The sequence below is a fragment of the Leptothoe sp. PORK10 BA2 genome, from assembly GCF_034932105.1.
Taxonomy (GTDB): Bacteria; Cyanobacteriota; Cyanobacteriia; order Phormidesmidales; family Phormidesmidaceae; genus Leptothoe.
The window spans coordinates 1-14,766 of record NZ_JAYGIG010000030.1 but is presented as its reverse complement, the minus strand read 5'-3'; the positions used below and the strand labels follow the sequence as shown (position 1 = coordinate 14,766).

The window sequence follows — 14,766 nt, the reverse complement described above, 5'->3', positions numbered from 1 at the left end:
TTCGCCAGGTTGTACTATGGACTCAGCTAAATCTCTGCCTAACGCCTAGAGACTTCTGCTCATTGGGCAGGGCAGTTTTCTAGCCAACAACCGCCGCCGTCTACCCATGCCCCACAAACTTCTATTCATTAGCAACGGCCACGGTGAAGATAATCACTCTTCCCACATTATTCGTAGCCTGCGAGAGTTATCCCCCGAGTTAGATATTGCGGCTGCCCCCATAGTTGGCCAGGGCCATGCCTATCGCAACATTAATGTCCCCATCGTAGCCCCCACCCTCACCCTGCCATCGGGAGGCTTCACCTATACGAATCGGTTGCGACTGATCAATGATATTCGGGCTGGGTTGCTCACCTCTACCTGGCGACAGCTCCAGGCCATTCGTCGCTATGCGCCCCAATGTGATCTAGTGTTTGCCACTGGTGATGTTGTCGGCCAATGTTTTGCCTACCTCAGCGGTAGACCTTTTATCTCATTTACCTCACCGTTGTCAGCTATCTACGAGGGCACCCTCAATATCGATATAGTGCTCAGGGCAGTGCTCAAGTCTTCCCGTTGCCTCATCCTTTTTTCCCGCGACGCCTACACTGCCAAAGATTACCAAAAGCAAGGATTTGCTAAAGCCCAGTTTGGGGGGATTCCCTCCCTCGATCGGCTCAAACCTAAGGGCAAGGACCTGCAGCTTGCGCCCCATCGACCGATGATGGCGCTGCTACCGGGTTCCCGTATTCCCGAAGCCATGCGCAACCTGAAGCTGCTCTTGGGACTGGTGGTCGAAATTGCCACCCTCAACCCCCAGGTGCAATTTCGGGCGGCCTTGGTGTCCGACGTCATGGCTGATTTAGATACCGTTGCGACGGAGGCTGGCTGGCACCATGACCATGGCACCCTGACCTACCCGGTTAATGGCGAAACCCTCGCCTCTGTAATCTGCTTTAGCGATGCCTTTAATGACATCGTGTGTCAGACCACCTTGGTTTTGGGCATGGCTGGTCTAGCGGTCGACCAGGCTATGGCCATTGGCAAACCCATTTTACAAATTCCCGGTGCCGGTCCCCAGTTTACCTATGCCTTTGCTGAGGCCCAGGACCGTCTCTTGGGTCTTTCCGTAAAAACCATCGGCACCGAGCCCGCCACCCCTGCCATTCTGAAGGAAGCTGCCCAGTATGCCGTGGACATTATCCAAGATGAAGCTTATCTCCAAGCCTGTATTGCCAATGGGCAAGACCGATTTGGCCCATTTGGCGCATCCTATCGTATTGCCCATGTGGTGCTAGATACCCTGAGGCAACTTGAGTCGAAAGCGGCCTCAAATTCCTAATCAGGTTTGCATTTAAAGTTTTGAGATTTTTCCCTATGGCGCAACAACAACGATCGGTTTACTGGCAGCTACTGCCATTCCTCAAGCCCCAGTGGCCCTTATTTGGCTGGTCGTTTGTGTGCATTGTTGGCTATGTCCTGGCCACGGTCATGTTGCCCTACCTGGCTGGGCAGGTCACCTATTACATTAGCCAGGGCCAAGTTTCGAATATTGCTCGATGGCTGGGCATGACTACCCTGGCCTTTCTCATTCAAAATCTTTTTCAATATGGGGAAAAGGTCTTTTCCATTCGAGCCTCTGTAGCGGCGGTGCTAGAACTGAGAAAAAAGGTCTATGCCCATCTCCATCAGTTGAGTATTGATTACTTTGCCTCCGCTAAAACCGGTGACCTCTCCTACCGCCTCACCGAGGATATCGACCGCATTGGCGAAGTCATCTACAAAATGTCACAGCAGTTTATCTCCTGTGTTTTTCAGCTGATTGCCATTCCCATCTACATGTTTTATCTCAATTGGCCCCTCACCCTGGCGGGTTTTTTGATTGCACCGTTGATGGCATGGCTGATCGGTAGCTTTGGCAACAGGATGTTGTCCCTGTCTCGCCGCAGCCAAAATGAGATTTCCAATCTTTCGTCATTACTCACCGAGGTGCTGAGCAATATTCGTGTGGTCAAAGCCTTTGCCGCTGATGAATATGAGGTGGCTCGCTTTAGTGCCGTGGCGGATGAAAATCGCCTCGCCAAGTATCGGACGGAGCATCTAACGGCGATCCAGTATCCGGTGGTGGGCTTTTTAGAAGCGGTGGGTATTATGTTTCTGTTTTTGCTGGGGGGCTGGCAGATTGCCCTCGGCAAACTCCAACCCCAGGAGTTTGTTAGCTTTTTGGTGGCGGTGGCGTTGTTGATTGATCCGATTAACCTGGTCACCCAACACTATAATGCCTTTAAACAGACTGAAGCCTCTGCGGAGCGGGTATTTGAACTATTTGCTGAGCAGCCCACATTGAGCAATCAACCCAATGCCCAGGCCCTGCCGCCGATTACGGGCAAGGTGGAGTATCGCGACATTAGCTTTGCCTATGCATCGGGTGCGTCGGTGTTTAAAGATCTTTCCCTGGTGGTAGAGCCTGGGGATGTGGTGGCCCTGGTAGGTCCATCGGGGGCTGGTAAAACCACCCTGGTCAATCTGCTGGCTCGGTTCTATGATCCTCAGGTCGGGAAGATTTTGGTGGACGGCATAGATGTGCGTCAGGTGACGTTGCGGAGCCTGCGGCAACAGATTGGCATTGTGCCCCAGGAGACGACGTTGTTTTCGGGGACGATTGCCCAGAACATTGCCTATGGTCAAACTCAGCTGGACTATAGGGCGATTGAGGCGGCGGCAGGGGTGGCCAATGCCCATGAGTTTATTCAGCAGTTTTCCCAGGGGTATCACACCTGGGTGGGGGAACGGGGGGTGAATCTGTCGGGCGGTCAGCGGCAGCGGATTGCCATTGCGCGAGCAATTTTGTTGAATCCGCGTATTTTGATTTTAGATGAGGCGACGTCAGCCTTGGACTCTGAGTCGGAAGCTTTGGTACAGGAAGCTTTGGAGCGGGCGATGGAGAACCGTACAGTGTTTGTGATTGCCCATCGTCTGAGTACGGTGCGCAAAGCGAATCGGATTTTGTTTATTGAGCATGGGCAGATTGCGGAGTCAGGGACCCATTTAGAACTGTTGGAGCAGCAGGGCCGTTATGAACACTTTTATGCGCAACAATTTAAAGAGTGAAGGGCCTTCACCAGCAAAGGCCCTGCAACCCTAATTGACCTCGACTAATTGACCTCGACCTCGTGGTCTAGCTTGGCTAACTGGAGTCTCACCATTTCAATCACTTTGATGGGGTCTACGGGTTTAGCCATAAAGTCTGTTGCTCCCACAGCTTTTGCCCGCATCCGATCCACCAGACCATCATTTCCGGTCAAGATCACAATGGGGATTTTTTGAAATGCTTTGACTCGGCGCACCTGTTTGCAAATTTCATAGCCATTGGCCACGGGCATAATCAGGTCTAGAAAAATCATGTCGGGTCGATGTCGGATGATTTGGGCTAGGGCCTGGATGGAATCTTGAATGCTGATGCAGCGGTACCCAGCTGGGCGGAGTGCCTCTTCCATCAAGTAGCCAACCTGGGGACTGTCGTCGATGCAAAAGATGAGGGGTAGTTTTTTGGCGACTTGGAGGGGGACTTTTTGGGCCATGGGGGCATAGGGGCTGGCCAGGTCGTCAATGGGATTGAGGGTGGCGATGCCCCGTTCTATATATCTGGCTAACATGCGGCTGAATGCAGGTAGCTCCCGCCCGGTCATCTGGCTCAGCTCCCGCAACGAACGATTGCCGTGGAGTAATTGTTTGAGAATTTGGTAGGTACGGGGCTGGGTGCATTGTTTGAGGCGCTGATTGTCAATGATGAGAGGGGATAGATTGGGAGATAGCTTGCCGAGGGCGGTTTCTTGCCATGCTTCCAGCTCAGTTTTGACGCTGTAAAACAATGAGGTGCTGCTGAACAGTGCCAGGGGTTGGGCCAATCGCGATTGACGATCGGTGGTGTGGGCGACTTGGGAGAGGTTCCCCACGGCTTGGCAAACATCGAATAGGACTTCTGAAAGGGTGGATTGGATGATTGCGATCGCAATCTCGCGATGGAGCTGTTGCCGTCGCACTAACATTGACAGCGCCACATATTCCCAATTGTCAAATAGTTCAGCTTCCCGCAATCGAACCTCACTGGGGGGTAAGTCTGGGCAATGGATTTTCAACAACCGTTGCCATCGTCGAAACCGATGCTGTCCACCCCCGGCCCACAATAGTTGCCCGACGCGAAAATCAAGCCACCATTCTTCCCCAGCGATGGTCTTTAACTGAATATAACCATTGGTCTGGGTCTGAATAATGACCTTTACAGCTTTAATCAGTGTCGCCACTGAAAACCCTTTCTCTAGGGGCATTACGTTAAGTACAGACTCAGTCATGGTGTTGAATATCTGGCTGGGGTTTTACCGACAAGAACAAAAGAAAGGCCCATGCATCCACCACCCCGATGGGCAGCCAAAAGTATCAAATGCCTTAGTCAACCGGGTTACTTACAGGTTCTATGGCCTATCCGCCGTTACTGATTGAGAAGATAAACCGGTCTGTCAGAGATGCCATACACCGGCATCTGGCAAATGAAATCATGCCGAGGATTAGCAACTTCCCGGTCCAATTCCCGATCCAAATACGGTAATTAGGTACGTCAATTAGGGTTGATCTCTGTTGCAATGAAATGCAATGGGGAATGTTGATGTATTGATTGATTACTCAGGTCAACATAGTTTTCCTCAGGCAAGCCATCAACGGCTTGGTGTCCATGGTTACCTCCCTAAGTTTCCCGAACCTCAAGAATTGGTAACGATGTCTGCTCAAAAACACGCAATTATCCTAGTCCTCATTCTGAAGAACTCAGTAGTCTATTGCCATCGCTTAAGAGCGTTAACAGTAATAAATAGACCACCAAAGTAAGCGTAAAAAATAAATCTATGGCTAGTTAAGTTTGCCGTTCCTCGGGCTGTATCGTTTCAAAAATAAAGCCTTAGGGATAATACTGAAATAGAATTTATAGCCGGGGGTGCTAGGGGAAAGGATGATTTCTTGACCCTAATTAACCGAAGAAAGTATAAATCCTAGGCAAGTTTTGCGACGGTATCTATTACTATCAGCGTATAAAATCACCATGCATCTATGGTGAGATATAATTAAGATAATGGCTTACTTCCACTAGGGAAAAATGAGCTTTTCAATTTTAGGAAAGTGATACTCAATTCCCCTCGGTCGGGGGCCATTAGCCCGATATTCTATGCTTGCTCTATTGACTATGCCCGGTTGAACACATTGCGGCTTTTGCAACTCTAGGTCTATGGATATCCAAGAACGTATTAACCGCCAACGAGTACACCATATTGTTGCTAGTTATCAGTTGGATGGCGACGATGGGGATGTGTTTGCCGAATGTTTAGCTCAACTATTAGAGACCTATCCCCAATCGTTGATAGAGCTATCTCTGCTTGAATCGATCGTGAAAGGATGGTCAGAGATGCCCATGCCAAGAGGGATGCTCTTTATCCAGGGGGTGCACGAACGATTACGTTCATGGCAACCCGAGCTAGAAATACCCACCCAGCCGTCATCACCCTTAAAAACCTTAAATCCCAAGTTTTTAGGGGTGATGTCCTTGGACGTGAAGGCGTCTGCTTCAAGCTCTATTGCGCCTGAGTCTATCGGCATAACGATAACGCCCGGGCAGTTTGAGCAAATTACCGGGCTGGATGCGAGTTTGGTATTTGATGGCCATGGCCATGTGCTGCTTACCCATCCCGTGGAGATGAGAAAACCGCTTGAGCCACAGCAGTAATGCCTTGCACCTTATATCCTGCATCGATTAGGGCGCTAGCCGCTGCTTGCGCAGTACTCCCTGTCGTGTAAATGTCGTCCATCAGTAGGATGGACCTAGTTCGTGTTTTTAGGCTAGGACCCGTCTGAAATGCACCGGCCACGTTGGCCTGTCTTTCCTTTGCCCCGAGAGTATACATAGTATCGGTAGACCTGATGCGGATCAGACCATGCTTTGCCATGGGTAAACCCGTTACTCGACAGAATCCTTGGGCGATGAGGGCGGCTTGATTATAGCCCCGCTGCCTGAGTCGGTGGTCGTGCAGTGGAATTGGTACTACTATCAGCGGCTGGTGATGACTATTGTATGGTCCATGGGTGCGCCAGTGCTGACCCAACTGACAGCCTAACCAAAGGCCAAGTTCGGCCTGGTTGCCATACTTGAGTTTGGCTAATGTCTGCTTGAGGACTCCGCGATATTGACCCCATGAAAAGACGGATAGATTTGCATGGTTGGTTGATGCCCTGTGGCTAGATAACGTAGCTGTATGACCTGAAATCGGGTTTGGCCAACGGCAATCTAACAGTTGTCGATAACAATCGGTGCAGAGAATCTGGGCAGCATTGCGCTGGCAAAGGGGACAAGATGCCGCTAGGAAAACTTGTGTGAACTGCCGTAGGATCTTGGATAAAGCCATGGGTTAGAGGTAATGCAGACCTGAGGCTTTAGGGTGATTTCGTTTTTCCTACCTTGACGTTAGTGACGCGACCGTCAGGATAGACCAATGCCATCGTATGGTCTTGGTTTTGCTGGGTGTCAGAGGACGATTGGCCGTTGGTGTTGGTCTGACTACTATTATTTTTTTGATTCACAAGAGTCTTAGTGGATTTCATATAGATTACTTGCGCTACGGCTCTGCTTAATTGTTCATCAATCTGAACAAGTATCGTTAGGGTGAAATCATGGATGTTAAATACTTTGTTCTGACAAAAAAAGGTGAAGTCCTTAGATCCTCGATTTAGAAGCGTTTGAGGCCATATTGGTAATGGTTGATTTAATCCTAACGGCTGCTTGTGAAGTTTAGAACAACGATAATTTTAAGCTTGGTCAAAGATGTGATGTCTTTAACTCATGACAACTTCAAGAAGTCAGATTGCATCCGCCATCTAGCTGATAGTTCTACACAATTTGTCTAGACGCTATCTACCAACTTCAGTTTGAGGGAACGCCCCCATGGGTCAGTTAATTCACGTACAATCAACACTGTTTGGCTAGCGCAGTAAAATTTAGAGAGGATAGACCCTTGAAAACCCGTGTGATTGTGGTTCGCCACGGTGAAAGTACATTTAATGTGAAACGTATTATTCAAGGGCACCACGATGAATCGCTCCTGACGGTAAAGGGCGAAGCGCAAGCGCGCCGGGTGGGAGAGTTTTTGCAGGGTATTGCCATTGATGCAGCCTATTGCAGTCCCCTCAAACGGGCGGCTCGAACGGCCGCGTTGATTACGGAAACCATCGGTCTGAAGATTGCGTCCCAGCCAACGGACCTGTTGAAAGAAATCAGTCTTCCCCTCTGGGAAGCCAAGTCCTTTGCCGATGTTGAGGCTGACTACCCCGAAGACTATCAGGCTTGGCAACATCAGCCCAACGAGTTCAAGATGGCTGTGCCCCAGGCTGATGGCACAACCCAAATGTTTTATCCGGTGCGGGCCATTTGGCAGCAGGCGGCTGAATTTTGGCAGGGTTTGCTAGCTCAACACCAGGGGCAAACCGTTTTAGTGGTGGCCCACAGTGCCATTAACCGGGCTTTGGTAGGGACGGCGATTGGCCTGGGTCCCGAGTCGCTGAACCGCATGTATCAGGCTAACTGTGGTGTTAGTGTGCTCAATTTCCCTGGGGCATGGGGAGAACAGGCCCAGCTGGAGTCGATGAACTTAACCAGTCACATGGGGGCTGCTATCCCTGCACTGCGCAGTGGGTTTAAGGGACCCAGACTCCTGTTGGTGCGCCATGGGGAAACGGAATGGAACCGAGAGTCCCGCTTTCAGGGGCAGATCGATATTCCGTTAAATGATAATGGGCGTTCCCAGGCGGCCCAGGCGGGCGAATTTCTCAAGGTTATCCCCATTGATGGGGCGGTTTCTAGCTCCATGTTGCGTCCGAAGGAAACCGCTGAGATCATTTTGCAACATCATCCAGAGGTCTCCTTGGCGGTGACCGACGACCTGTGGGAAATCAGCCATGGCCAGTGGGAGGGCAAATTTGAACATGAAATCGAGGCGGGTTTTCCAGGTATGTTGGACGCCTGGCAAACTCAGCCTGACAAAGTTCAGATGCCCGATGGAGAAAATTTGCAAGATGTATGGGAGCGGGCGGTGAAAGCTTGGGAGGAGATTGTTACCCAATATAGTCAGCAGGAGACGCCCAAAACCGTCTTAGTGGTGGCCCATGACGCGATTAATAAGTCTATCTTGTGCTATGTCATGGGGCTGGGGGCAGAGGCATTCTGGCGGTTTAAACAGGGCAATGGTGCGGTCAGCGTGATTGATTATCCAGATGGGGTGGGTAGTGAACCCATGCTGAGTGCAGCGAATATTACGACCCATCTATCGGGGAGTTTATTCGATATGACAGCCGCTGGAGCGCTGTGAGAATCTGATGGAGCAAACCCAAGCGAACTCGGCCGCTGGAGTGCGGTGAGGAGCCAATGGAGCAGACCAAAGAGAAATCGTCATGGATAGCTTGATACGACAGGTACGCATACTGGATCCACTGACTCGGCGAGACCAGGTGGGAGACCTGTTGATCCGGGATGGCATCATTCAGGCGATGGGGGAGTCGCTGGATCATCCGGGGAATGGCATTAGAGAAATTGATGGTTTGGGTTGTATTTTGGGTCCGGGGCTGGTGGATCTGTATAGCCAGACGGGGGAACCGGGGTACGAGGCGCGGGAAACTCTGGGACAGCTGTTGACGGTAGCGGCCCAGGGTGGATTTACCCGGGTGGGGATTTTACCCAATACGAGCCCGGCCGTGGATAGTCCGGCCCAAGTAGTGCAGCGGTTAGGGGCTAACGGGGCGGGGCGGCCCCAGGTTCTCCCCTGGGGTGCGATTACCTTGGGTACTCAAGGGAAGCAGCTGACGGATTTAGTGGAACTGGGGGCGGCGGGGATCGTTGGGTGGTGCGATGGGCAGCCCCTAGGGAACGGTCTGATGGTCAGGCGTTTGTTGGAATATACTCAGCCGCAGTCGTTGCCTATGGCGTTGTGGCCCTGTGCCAGTGCTGACGGAGTAGAGCCGCATGGGGAGGGTGTCTGTCGTGATGGGGCAGACGCTGTTCGTCTGGGGCTATCGGCTCTACCGGCTACCGCTGAAACCACCCCATTGGCTGCTTTGCTAGAGGAGGTTGCGATCTGTCAGCGGCCGGTCCATATGATGCGAATTTCCACGGCCCGTAGTGTAGAGCTGATCCGGGAGGCTAAGGCCCGGGGTTTGCCGATCACCGCCAGTGTCACCTGGTTACATTTGCTGTTTAGCACGGCTGATTTGGCTGGCTATGCGCCTAGTTTACGGTTAGCACCTCCTTTGGGGACGCCAGAGGATCGCGAGGCTCTGATTGCGGGTTTAGAGGATGGGACGTTGGATGCGATCGCAGTTGATCACTCTACCCACACCTACGAGGAAAAAGCAGTGCCCTTTGGCATTGCTCCCGCCGGTGCCATCGGGCTACAACTGGCCTTGCCGGTGCTTTGGCAGACCTTCGTGGTGACCCAGCGGTGGACGGCCCTACAGCTGTGGCACTATCTCAGCCTTAATCCAGCCCATTGCCTAAATATCGAGCCAGCGGTAGTGCAGGTAAATGCGCCCGCCAATCTGGTCCTGTTTGACCCCGCCCATCAATGGACAGCCACCGCCACTACCCTAGGCTGTGACCCCATCAATACAGTCTACGGTCACCAAATCATTCCAGGGCAGGCTAAACATATTTGGGTGCCCGCTTCACTGGCGCTTCAGCAAGCCTAGACGGTTAGGGGGCCAAAACCTAACGACTGCCTTACCGATGATCTGATCCTCCGGCAAAAAGGGGTCCGACCACCGATGGCTATCCTCACTGTTGTTGCGATTGTCACCAAAAACCAAGTAACTTTCTGGCGGCACGGTTTTAGGCCCCCACTGATAGTTCGGTGGGGATTTGATGTACCCTTCTTCGAGGGCTACATTGTTCACCAATACCTGTCCATCCGCCACCTCGACCGTATCCCCGGGGAGCCCAATCACCCGTTTAATAAATGCATTACGGGGTTGACCGGGAACATTAAATTCCTCCGGTGGCCAAAACACAACGATATCCCCCCGTTCTGGCACCGTGAGATGGTAGCTAATTTTTTCAATCACCAGGCGATCATTGACCTGTAGGGTAGGTTCCATCGACCCGGTGGGAATGTAGCGGGCTTCAGCCACAAACTGTCGAATTCCCAGGGCTAAGACCACGCTGAGGCCGATGGTCTGCAAGCTCTCAATCCAAATATTAGTGCTTTGATCTTTTTGATTTCCCACAGTCACTGACCCCGTAGGGTCACCCTAATACATCTGAGCAAATCATAATCAATTTAATCCATCAATTTAAGCTCATCAATTAATCTAAACCACCCAGACGGGTAAGGGGCCAAAAACGCACGACGGCCTTACCAATAATCTGGTCCTCGGCCACGAACGGTTTGGCAATTTCCCAAGCGTGGCTGTCATAGCTCTCATTGCGATTATCCCCGAGCACAAAATAGCTGTCTGCCGGAATGGTCAGTGGGTCCTGCTCGTAGGTAGGAGGCGAGTGGATATAGCGTTCTTCCTGGATTTCACCATTGACCAAAACGGTTCCTTCAGTCACTTCCACCGTATCCCCTGGCAAACCGACAATGCGTTTAATAAAGGCATCCCGTTTTTTCCCCGCTGGTACAATCTCTGACGGTGGCCAGAAAACGACGATATCACCCCGCTGGGGTTCTTGAAATCGATAGGTCAGCTTTTCAATCACCAGGCGATCGTTGATCTGTAAGGTGGGCGTCATGGACTCAGACGGTATATAGCGTGCTTCCGCTACAAATTGACGAATGCCTAGGGCCAGCGCAATGCTCAGCCCAATGGTTTGTAGGCCTTCGATCCAGGGATTTTGCTGTTTTTGAGACACAGTTGACGATTAGAAAGGGGAATGGTTGGCTGACAAGCGTCGGGTGCGCCGAAGATGACCATAGGTTAATCCGTGGTGTTGCCCCTGGGGCCGCCACTGATTAACTCAACGTTCAGCACTCAACATACACTCAGCCTTTAGTTTAGATGAGTGGCTGACTTAGATACCTACCGGGTCGGTAGAATATCTTGAAAAGATCATAGTAAACTTGGGCCAAAAATGGCCAGTGGGCATGTTTTATGGCACTTTCCTGAAGAGGTAAAACCATTGAGGCTGAGGGCTTGGGCCTAGCGAAATTGGGTTGGAGCTTGGACATTTGATTGGTTGGGACGTTTTAGCCATATACCTCTTAACCCAGCAGCATTGGCCCCTTTCAGGTCATCTTGGCGACTATCGCCGATGTGCCATGCTTCATGGGCGCTGCAGCCGTGTTTTTGCAGCGCGGTGGTAAAAATCAATGGATTAGGCTTTGCTGCCCTGGCCTCCGTGGAGATGGTAATGGTTTGAAAATACTGCCGGAGTTCTAGCGCATCTAGCACGGCGTAAATGCGGGAGTCAAAGTTCGAAATAATGCCTAGGGAGATATCCATGCGCTGCCATCGCTGGAGGGAACTAATGGTGTCCTGATAAACCACCCAGGGTGCCGCCGTGGCAAAGTGCTGATATACCCCTTCAAAGAAGCTCTCAAAGTCAGAAAACTCATGTAATATGCCTGCCCGTTGAAAGGTATCGCGGGCTACGGCTAACCACCACAGATACTCCCGGTGGGGAATCTCAACCGCAGGGACATCGGGAAATGCCATCGCATCAGCCGCCGAAAAGCTGCGGTAAAATGCCTGGTCTAACTGTTTGGCCGATGCGCTTACCCCAGATTGCTGGGCTAGGGTTTGATAGACTGCACCGACGCTATCCTTCACCCCAAAAAGGGTGCCGACGGCGTCGATAAAGATGACTTTGGGCTGGGACATGGAAGCAGGAAAAGGGAGCAGGGGGCCGGGGGAACCAGATTGCTGAACCTACATTAAGCCGACTAGGGCAGTTTCAAGGCTCAACATTAAGATACCGACAAAAGCTCTCGGAGGGGTTGACTGATCCAATTTAGCCCGACCCGTAACTGATGTTCAAAGGTGGGCATGCGATATAGGTAGGTTAGTCGGCGGGCAATGTGGGCGGCGGGGCCATCCAGCTTTAGGCCTAATCCGGTGAGGGTGGCGGTGTTGCTGCCTAGGGTCATCATTTCGCCGAGGTGTTGATATCGAAAGGCGAGGGGGGGACGTCCGGTGAGGGAGGCCCAGATATTCCAAGCGGTGTAGTCGGCTTGCTGGAGGGCGACTTGGGCTGTGGTGGGTACCTGGTTGCCGTCGGCATCTTTGCCTACCGCCAGATCGCCAAGGGCAAAGATGTGGTCTTGGTTCAGCAGCTGGAGGGTGGGTTGAATTTTGAGCTGCTGGCGTTCATTTTTTTCGAAGGGCAGGCTGGTAATCAGGGGGTTGATCTGATTGCCGACGGTCCATAGGACTAAATCTACTGGGAGAATATCAGTCTGCTCTTTGTACTGCAGGGAGATGGTGTCGACACCGACCTCGGTCACAGTGGTTTCGTAGTCGATCCAGATGCCTTTGTCGGTGAGGGCCTCTTGGGCTGCTTTTTGGTTAAACTCTGGGGAATTTTGCAAAATCGCGGTGCCGCGTTCGACAATACGCAGTCGGCCTCTTTCCCCCAGTCGTTCGGCGATTTTGCACCCCAGTTCTATGCCGCTATAACCGCCGCCCACTATCGCCACTCGGATTTTGTCGGTGTCGGAGCTTTCTACCTGGCGGAGACGTTCTTTGAGGGCATAGGCATCGTTTAGGGTGCGAAATGCGATCGCATAGTCCTTTACTCCCGGCGCCATATCCATCGGGGTTTCACCGCCGAGGGCCAGCACCAAGCGGTCGTAGGGCAGCACCGTATCATCCTCTAAACACACGGCATTAGCCGTTGTATCAATGCTAGCCACCCCACTCTGATGAAACTTAATGCCGGTACCGGCCAATAGTTCCGTATAAGGCGGTGCGATTTCCCAGGTTTGCAATTCATCGGTCACCAGCTCGTATAGCAGCGGGGTAAATAGGAAGCGATCGCGCTGGTCCACCAACGTAATCTCTGGTTTTACCGTTTTGTCCCAAGGGAGTTTGCTCAGGGCAAGAGCCGTATACAGGCCGCCGAAGCCGCCGCCTAAAATCACAACACGCTGGTTTGATACTGCCATTGAGCCGTCGCTAAGTCACTAATAAGGAGAAGGTTCTGGTTATTAGGATAGCGTGGGGAATGGAGTTAAAACGTCGCTGCCCGATAATCCCCCCGCTGGATAGGTGTGGCAAACAGCTGACGAAAACTAGCCTGGCGTGTATCGGCTGGTTCAGGGGTATCTTCCCAGAGGCTTTCATAAAAGAAGAAGGCCATGCCCAGGCCAGCAGACCGGGCCGCGTGTGCTTTTGATTCGATGAAGCTCATGGGCACGGGGGCATTGCGCAGACCGGTCAAGATTCCGGCGGCGGTGGGGATTTTTTGCTTGGTTTCCAGAATGGATGGGGTATAGAGCTGGTGGCGGAAATCCCCTAGATTGTTGCGATAGATTTGGACGATCAGCTCATCCACCCAGCCCTGTCTGACCCAGGTAAGCCAGTCCTGCAATTGCCCCTGATAAGCAAAATCATAGGGATTAGGAGCCACTGAGAAAATGATCTCCCGACGGCGGGCCTTTAAGTCTGCATTGAGGGTTTTGACAAATTCGGTTAGTTTGTCAGCGCGCCACTTGACCCATTCGGGATTGTGGGGGTCATTGGGCACATCTTTGCCGGTATCTGCTTTATATAGAGCACGGGTGTAGCTGTCATAGCCAAACTCTACGGGCAAAATGAAATGGTCATCAAACTGAACGCCATCGACATCGTACCGGCTAATTAGCTCCAACAGCATTTGGGTGATGAACTGTTGCACCTCAGGCCTGTAGGGATTGAGCCAGACCATATCGCCCCCGTCTCTACGGGTGTCGATGTGGCTGCCATTCTGTTTTTCGGTGAGCCAACTGCTATGCACCGTGGCTAGTTCGGAGGTGGCCGGTGCCATAAAGCCAAATTCAAACCAGGGGATGACGGCCATGCCGTGGCTGTGGGCCTTAGTCGTTAGTTCCGCTAGAATGTCGTAGTCTTGGATGCCCCGTAGGACAAAGTGCTGAATGCCTGCGCGCTTGGCGGTCCCACTATCAAAGAAGGCGTAGCCCCCATTCCAAACCACTGGATAGAGGGTGTTGAAGTTCAGCTCCGCCAGTTGGTCAATGGCACCATGGAGTTTGGGCTGATCCACTAGCACATCGGTATCGTTGGTGGTGATCCATACGCCCCGAATCTCCTGGGCTGAAGAGGTTTGAACCAGTGCTGCTGCTGGTGTGATGGTATGTAGGATGATGGCTGCTAGCAGGGACAAGCTAAAGAGCAGAATCGCTAGTGGCTTCCAGCGCAAAGTGGTTAAGGTCATAACGTTTCTAACAGGCTATGGACAAAGAGGGGGGGGGGCGGCGGCATCTTTGATGGGCCTTGGCATCCCGTGTAAATAGAGATATAACCAACGCGTGTTGAGTTATTCATGGATACATGACTTGTTTCCGTACAGGCCATACTGTGACCAGAGGAAATTTCATATCAATAGTTTTCGAAAGGTTTCAAGGCTGGAATGGATGATATCAGCAATTCTCATTATGAGAATGATTCTCACTCAAATGTCTGATTTCAGTGGCTTCAAATGGCTAGACCCTGCATTCTGTCGTCCAAACGATCAGGAGTAAAAGTCTTTGAAAGCCCTGATTTCAG

The 14,766-nt window shown here is 51.8% G+C and carries 12 protein-coding genes; 5 read left to right on the top strand and 7 right to left on the bottom strand.

The annotated features are described in order from the left end of the window. Positions 1-106: 106 nt before the first annotated feature. Both VB741_RS09665 and VB741_RS09660 read left to right on the top strand, forming a co-directional pair. A complete protein-coding gene (locus VB741_RS09665; protein WP_323364959.1) occupies positions 107-1,321 on the top strand; it encodes a lipid-A-disaccharide synthase-related protein in 1,215 nt (404 codons plus the stop codon). 35 nt (positions 1,322-1,356) lie between these two features. Beyond that, positions 1,357-3,090, top strand: coding sequence for an ABC transporter ATP-binding protein (locus VB741_RS09660; protein WP_323364958.1), 1,734 nt, complete (start codon positions 1,357-1,359; stop codon positions 3,088-3,090). 44 nt (positions 3,091-3,134) lie between these two features. Here VB741_RS09660 and VB741_RS09655 read toward each other — a convergent pair whose 3' ends face one another. Continuing rightward, a complete protein-coding gene (locus tag VB741_RS09655; RefSeq protein WP_323364957.1) occupies positions 3,135-4,331 on the bottom strand; it encodes a response regulator in 1,197 nt (398 codons plus the stop codon). Positions 4,332-5,254: 923 nt separating this feature from the next. Here VB741_RS09655 and VB741_RS09650 point away from each other — a divergent pair. Further along, positions 5,255-5,749 (top strand): hypothetical protein, encoded by a 495-nt coding sequence (locus VB741_RS09650; RefSeq protein WP_323364956.1) that lies wholly within the window; start codon positions 5,255-5,257, stop codon positions 5,747-5,749. On the opposite strand, the gene VB741_RS09645 is transcribed toward VB741_RS09650, so the two are convergent. Beyond that, positions 5,703-6,425, bottom strand: coding sequence for a ComF family protein (locus tag VB741_RS09645; protein ID WP_323364955.1), 723 nt, complete (start codon positions 6,423-6,425; stop codon positions 5,703-5,705). The two genes, VB741_RS09650 and VB741_RS09645, sit on opposite strands and share 47 nt — an antisense overlap. 606 nt (positions 6,426-7,031) lie before the next feature. On the opposite strand from VB741_RS09645, the gene VB741_RS09640 reads away from it, so the two are divergent. Next, positions 7,032-8,381: a histidine phosphatase family protein gene (locus VB741_RS09640; RefSeq protein ID WP_323364954.1), complete on the top strand. Its 1,350-nt coding sequence runs from the start codon at positions 7,032-7,034 to the stop codon at positions 8,379-8,381. 82 nt (positions 8,382-8,463) lie between these two features. After that, positions 8,464-9,753, top strand: a complete 1,290-nt coding sequence (locus VB741_RS09635; protein ID WP_323364953.1) for a dihydroorotase — start codon at positions 8,464-8,466, stop codon at positions 9,751-9,753. Here VB741_RS09635 and lepB (VB741_RS09630) read toward each other — a convergent pair. The 5 genes from lepB (VB741_RS09630) to VB741_RS09610 form a co-directional block, all read right to left on the bottom strand. Next, positions 9,730-10,287, bottom strand: a complete 558-nt coding sequence (gene lepB, locus VB741_RS09630) for a signal peptidase I (RefSeq protein WP_323364952.1) — start codon at positions 10,285-10,287, stop codon at positions 9,730-9,732. The two genes, VB741_RS09635 and lepB (VB741_RS09630), sit on opposite strands and share 24 nt — an antisense overlap. Positions 10,288-10,366: 79 nt before the next feature. Beyond that, on the bottom strand, positions 10,367-10,915 hold the full coding sequence (lepB, locus tag VB741_RS09625; protein ID WP_323364951.1) for a signal peptidase I: 549 nt from the start codon (positions 10,913-10,915) through the stop codon (positions 10,367-10,369). Positions 10,916-11,202: 287 nt separating this feature from the next. Then, a complete protein-coding gene (locus tag VB741_RS09620; RefSeq protein WP_323364950.1) occupies positions 11,203-11,883 on the bottom strand; it encodes an HAD-IA family hydrolase in 681 nt (226 codons plus the stop codon). Between the two features lie 86 nt (positions 11,884-11,969). Beyond that, complete coding sequence (locus VB741_RS09615) at positions 11,970-13,166, bottom strand: NAD(P)/FAD-dependent oxidoreductase (RefSeq protein WP_323364949.1); 1,197 nt, start codon at positions 13,164-13,166, stop codon at positions 11,970-11,972. A gap of 65 nt (positions 13,167-13,231) precedes the next feature. Beyond that, a complete protein-coding gene (locus tag VB741_RS09610) occupies positions 13,232-14,434 on the bottom strand; it encodes a glycoside hydrolase family 10 protein (protein ID WP_323364948.1) in 1,203 nt (400 codons plus the stop codon). Positions 14,435-14,766: the final 332 nt, after the last annotated feature.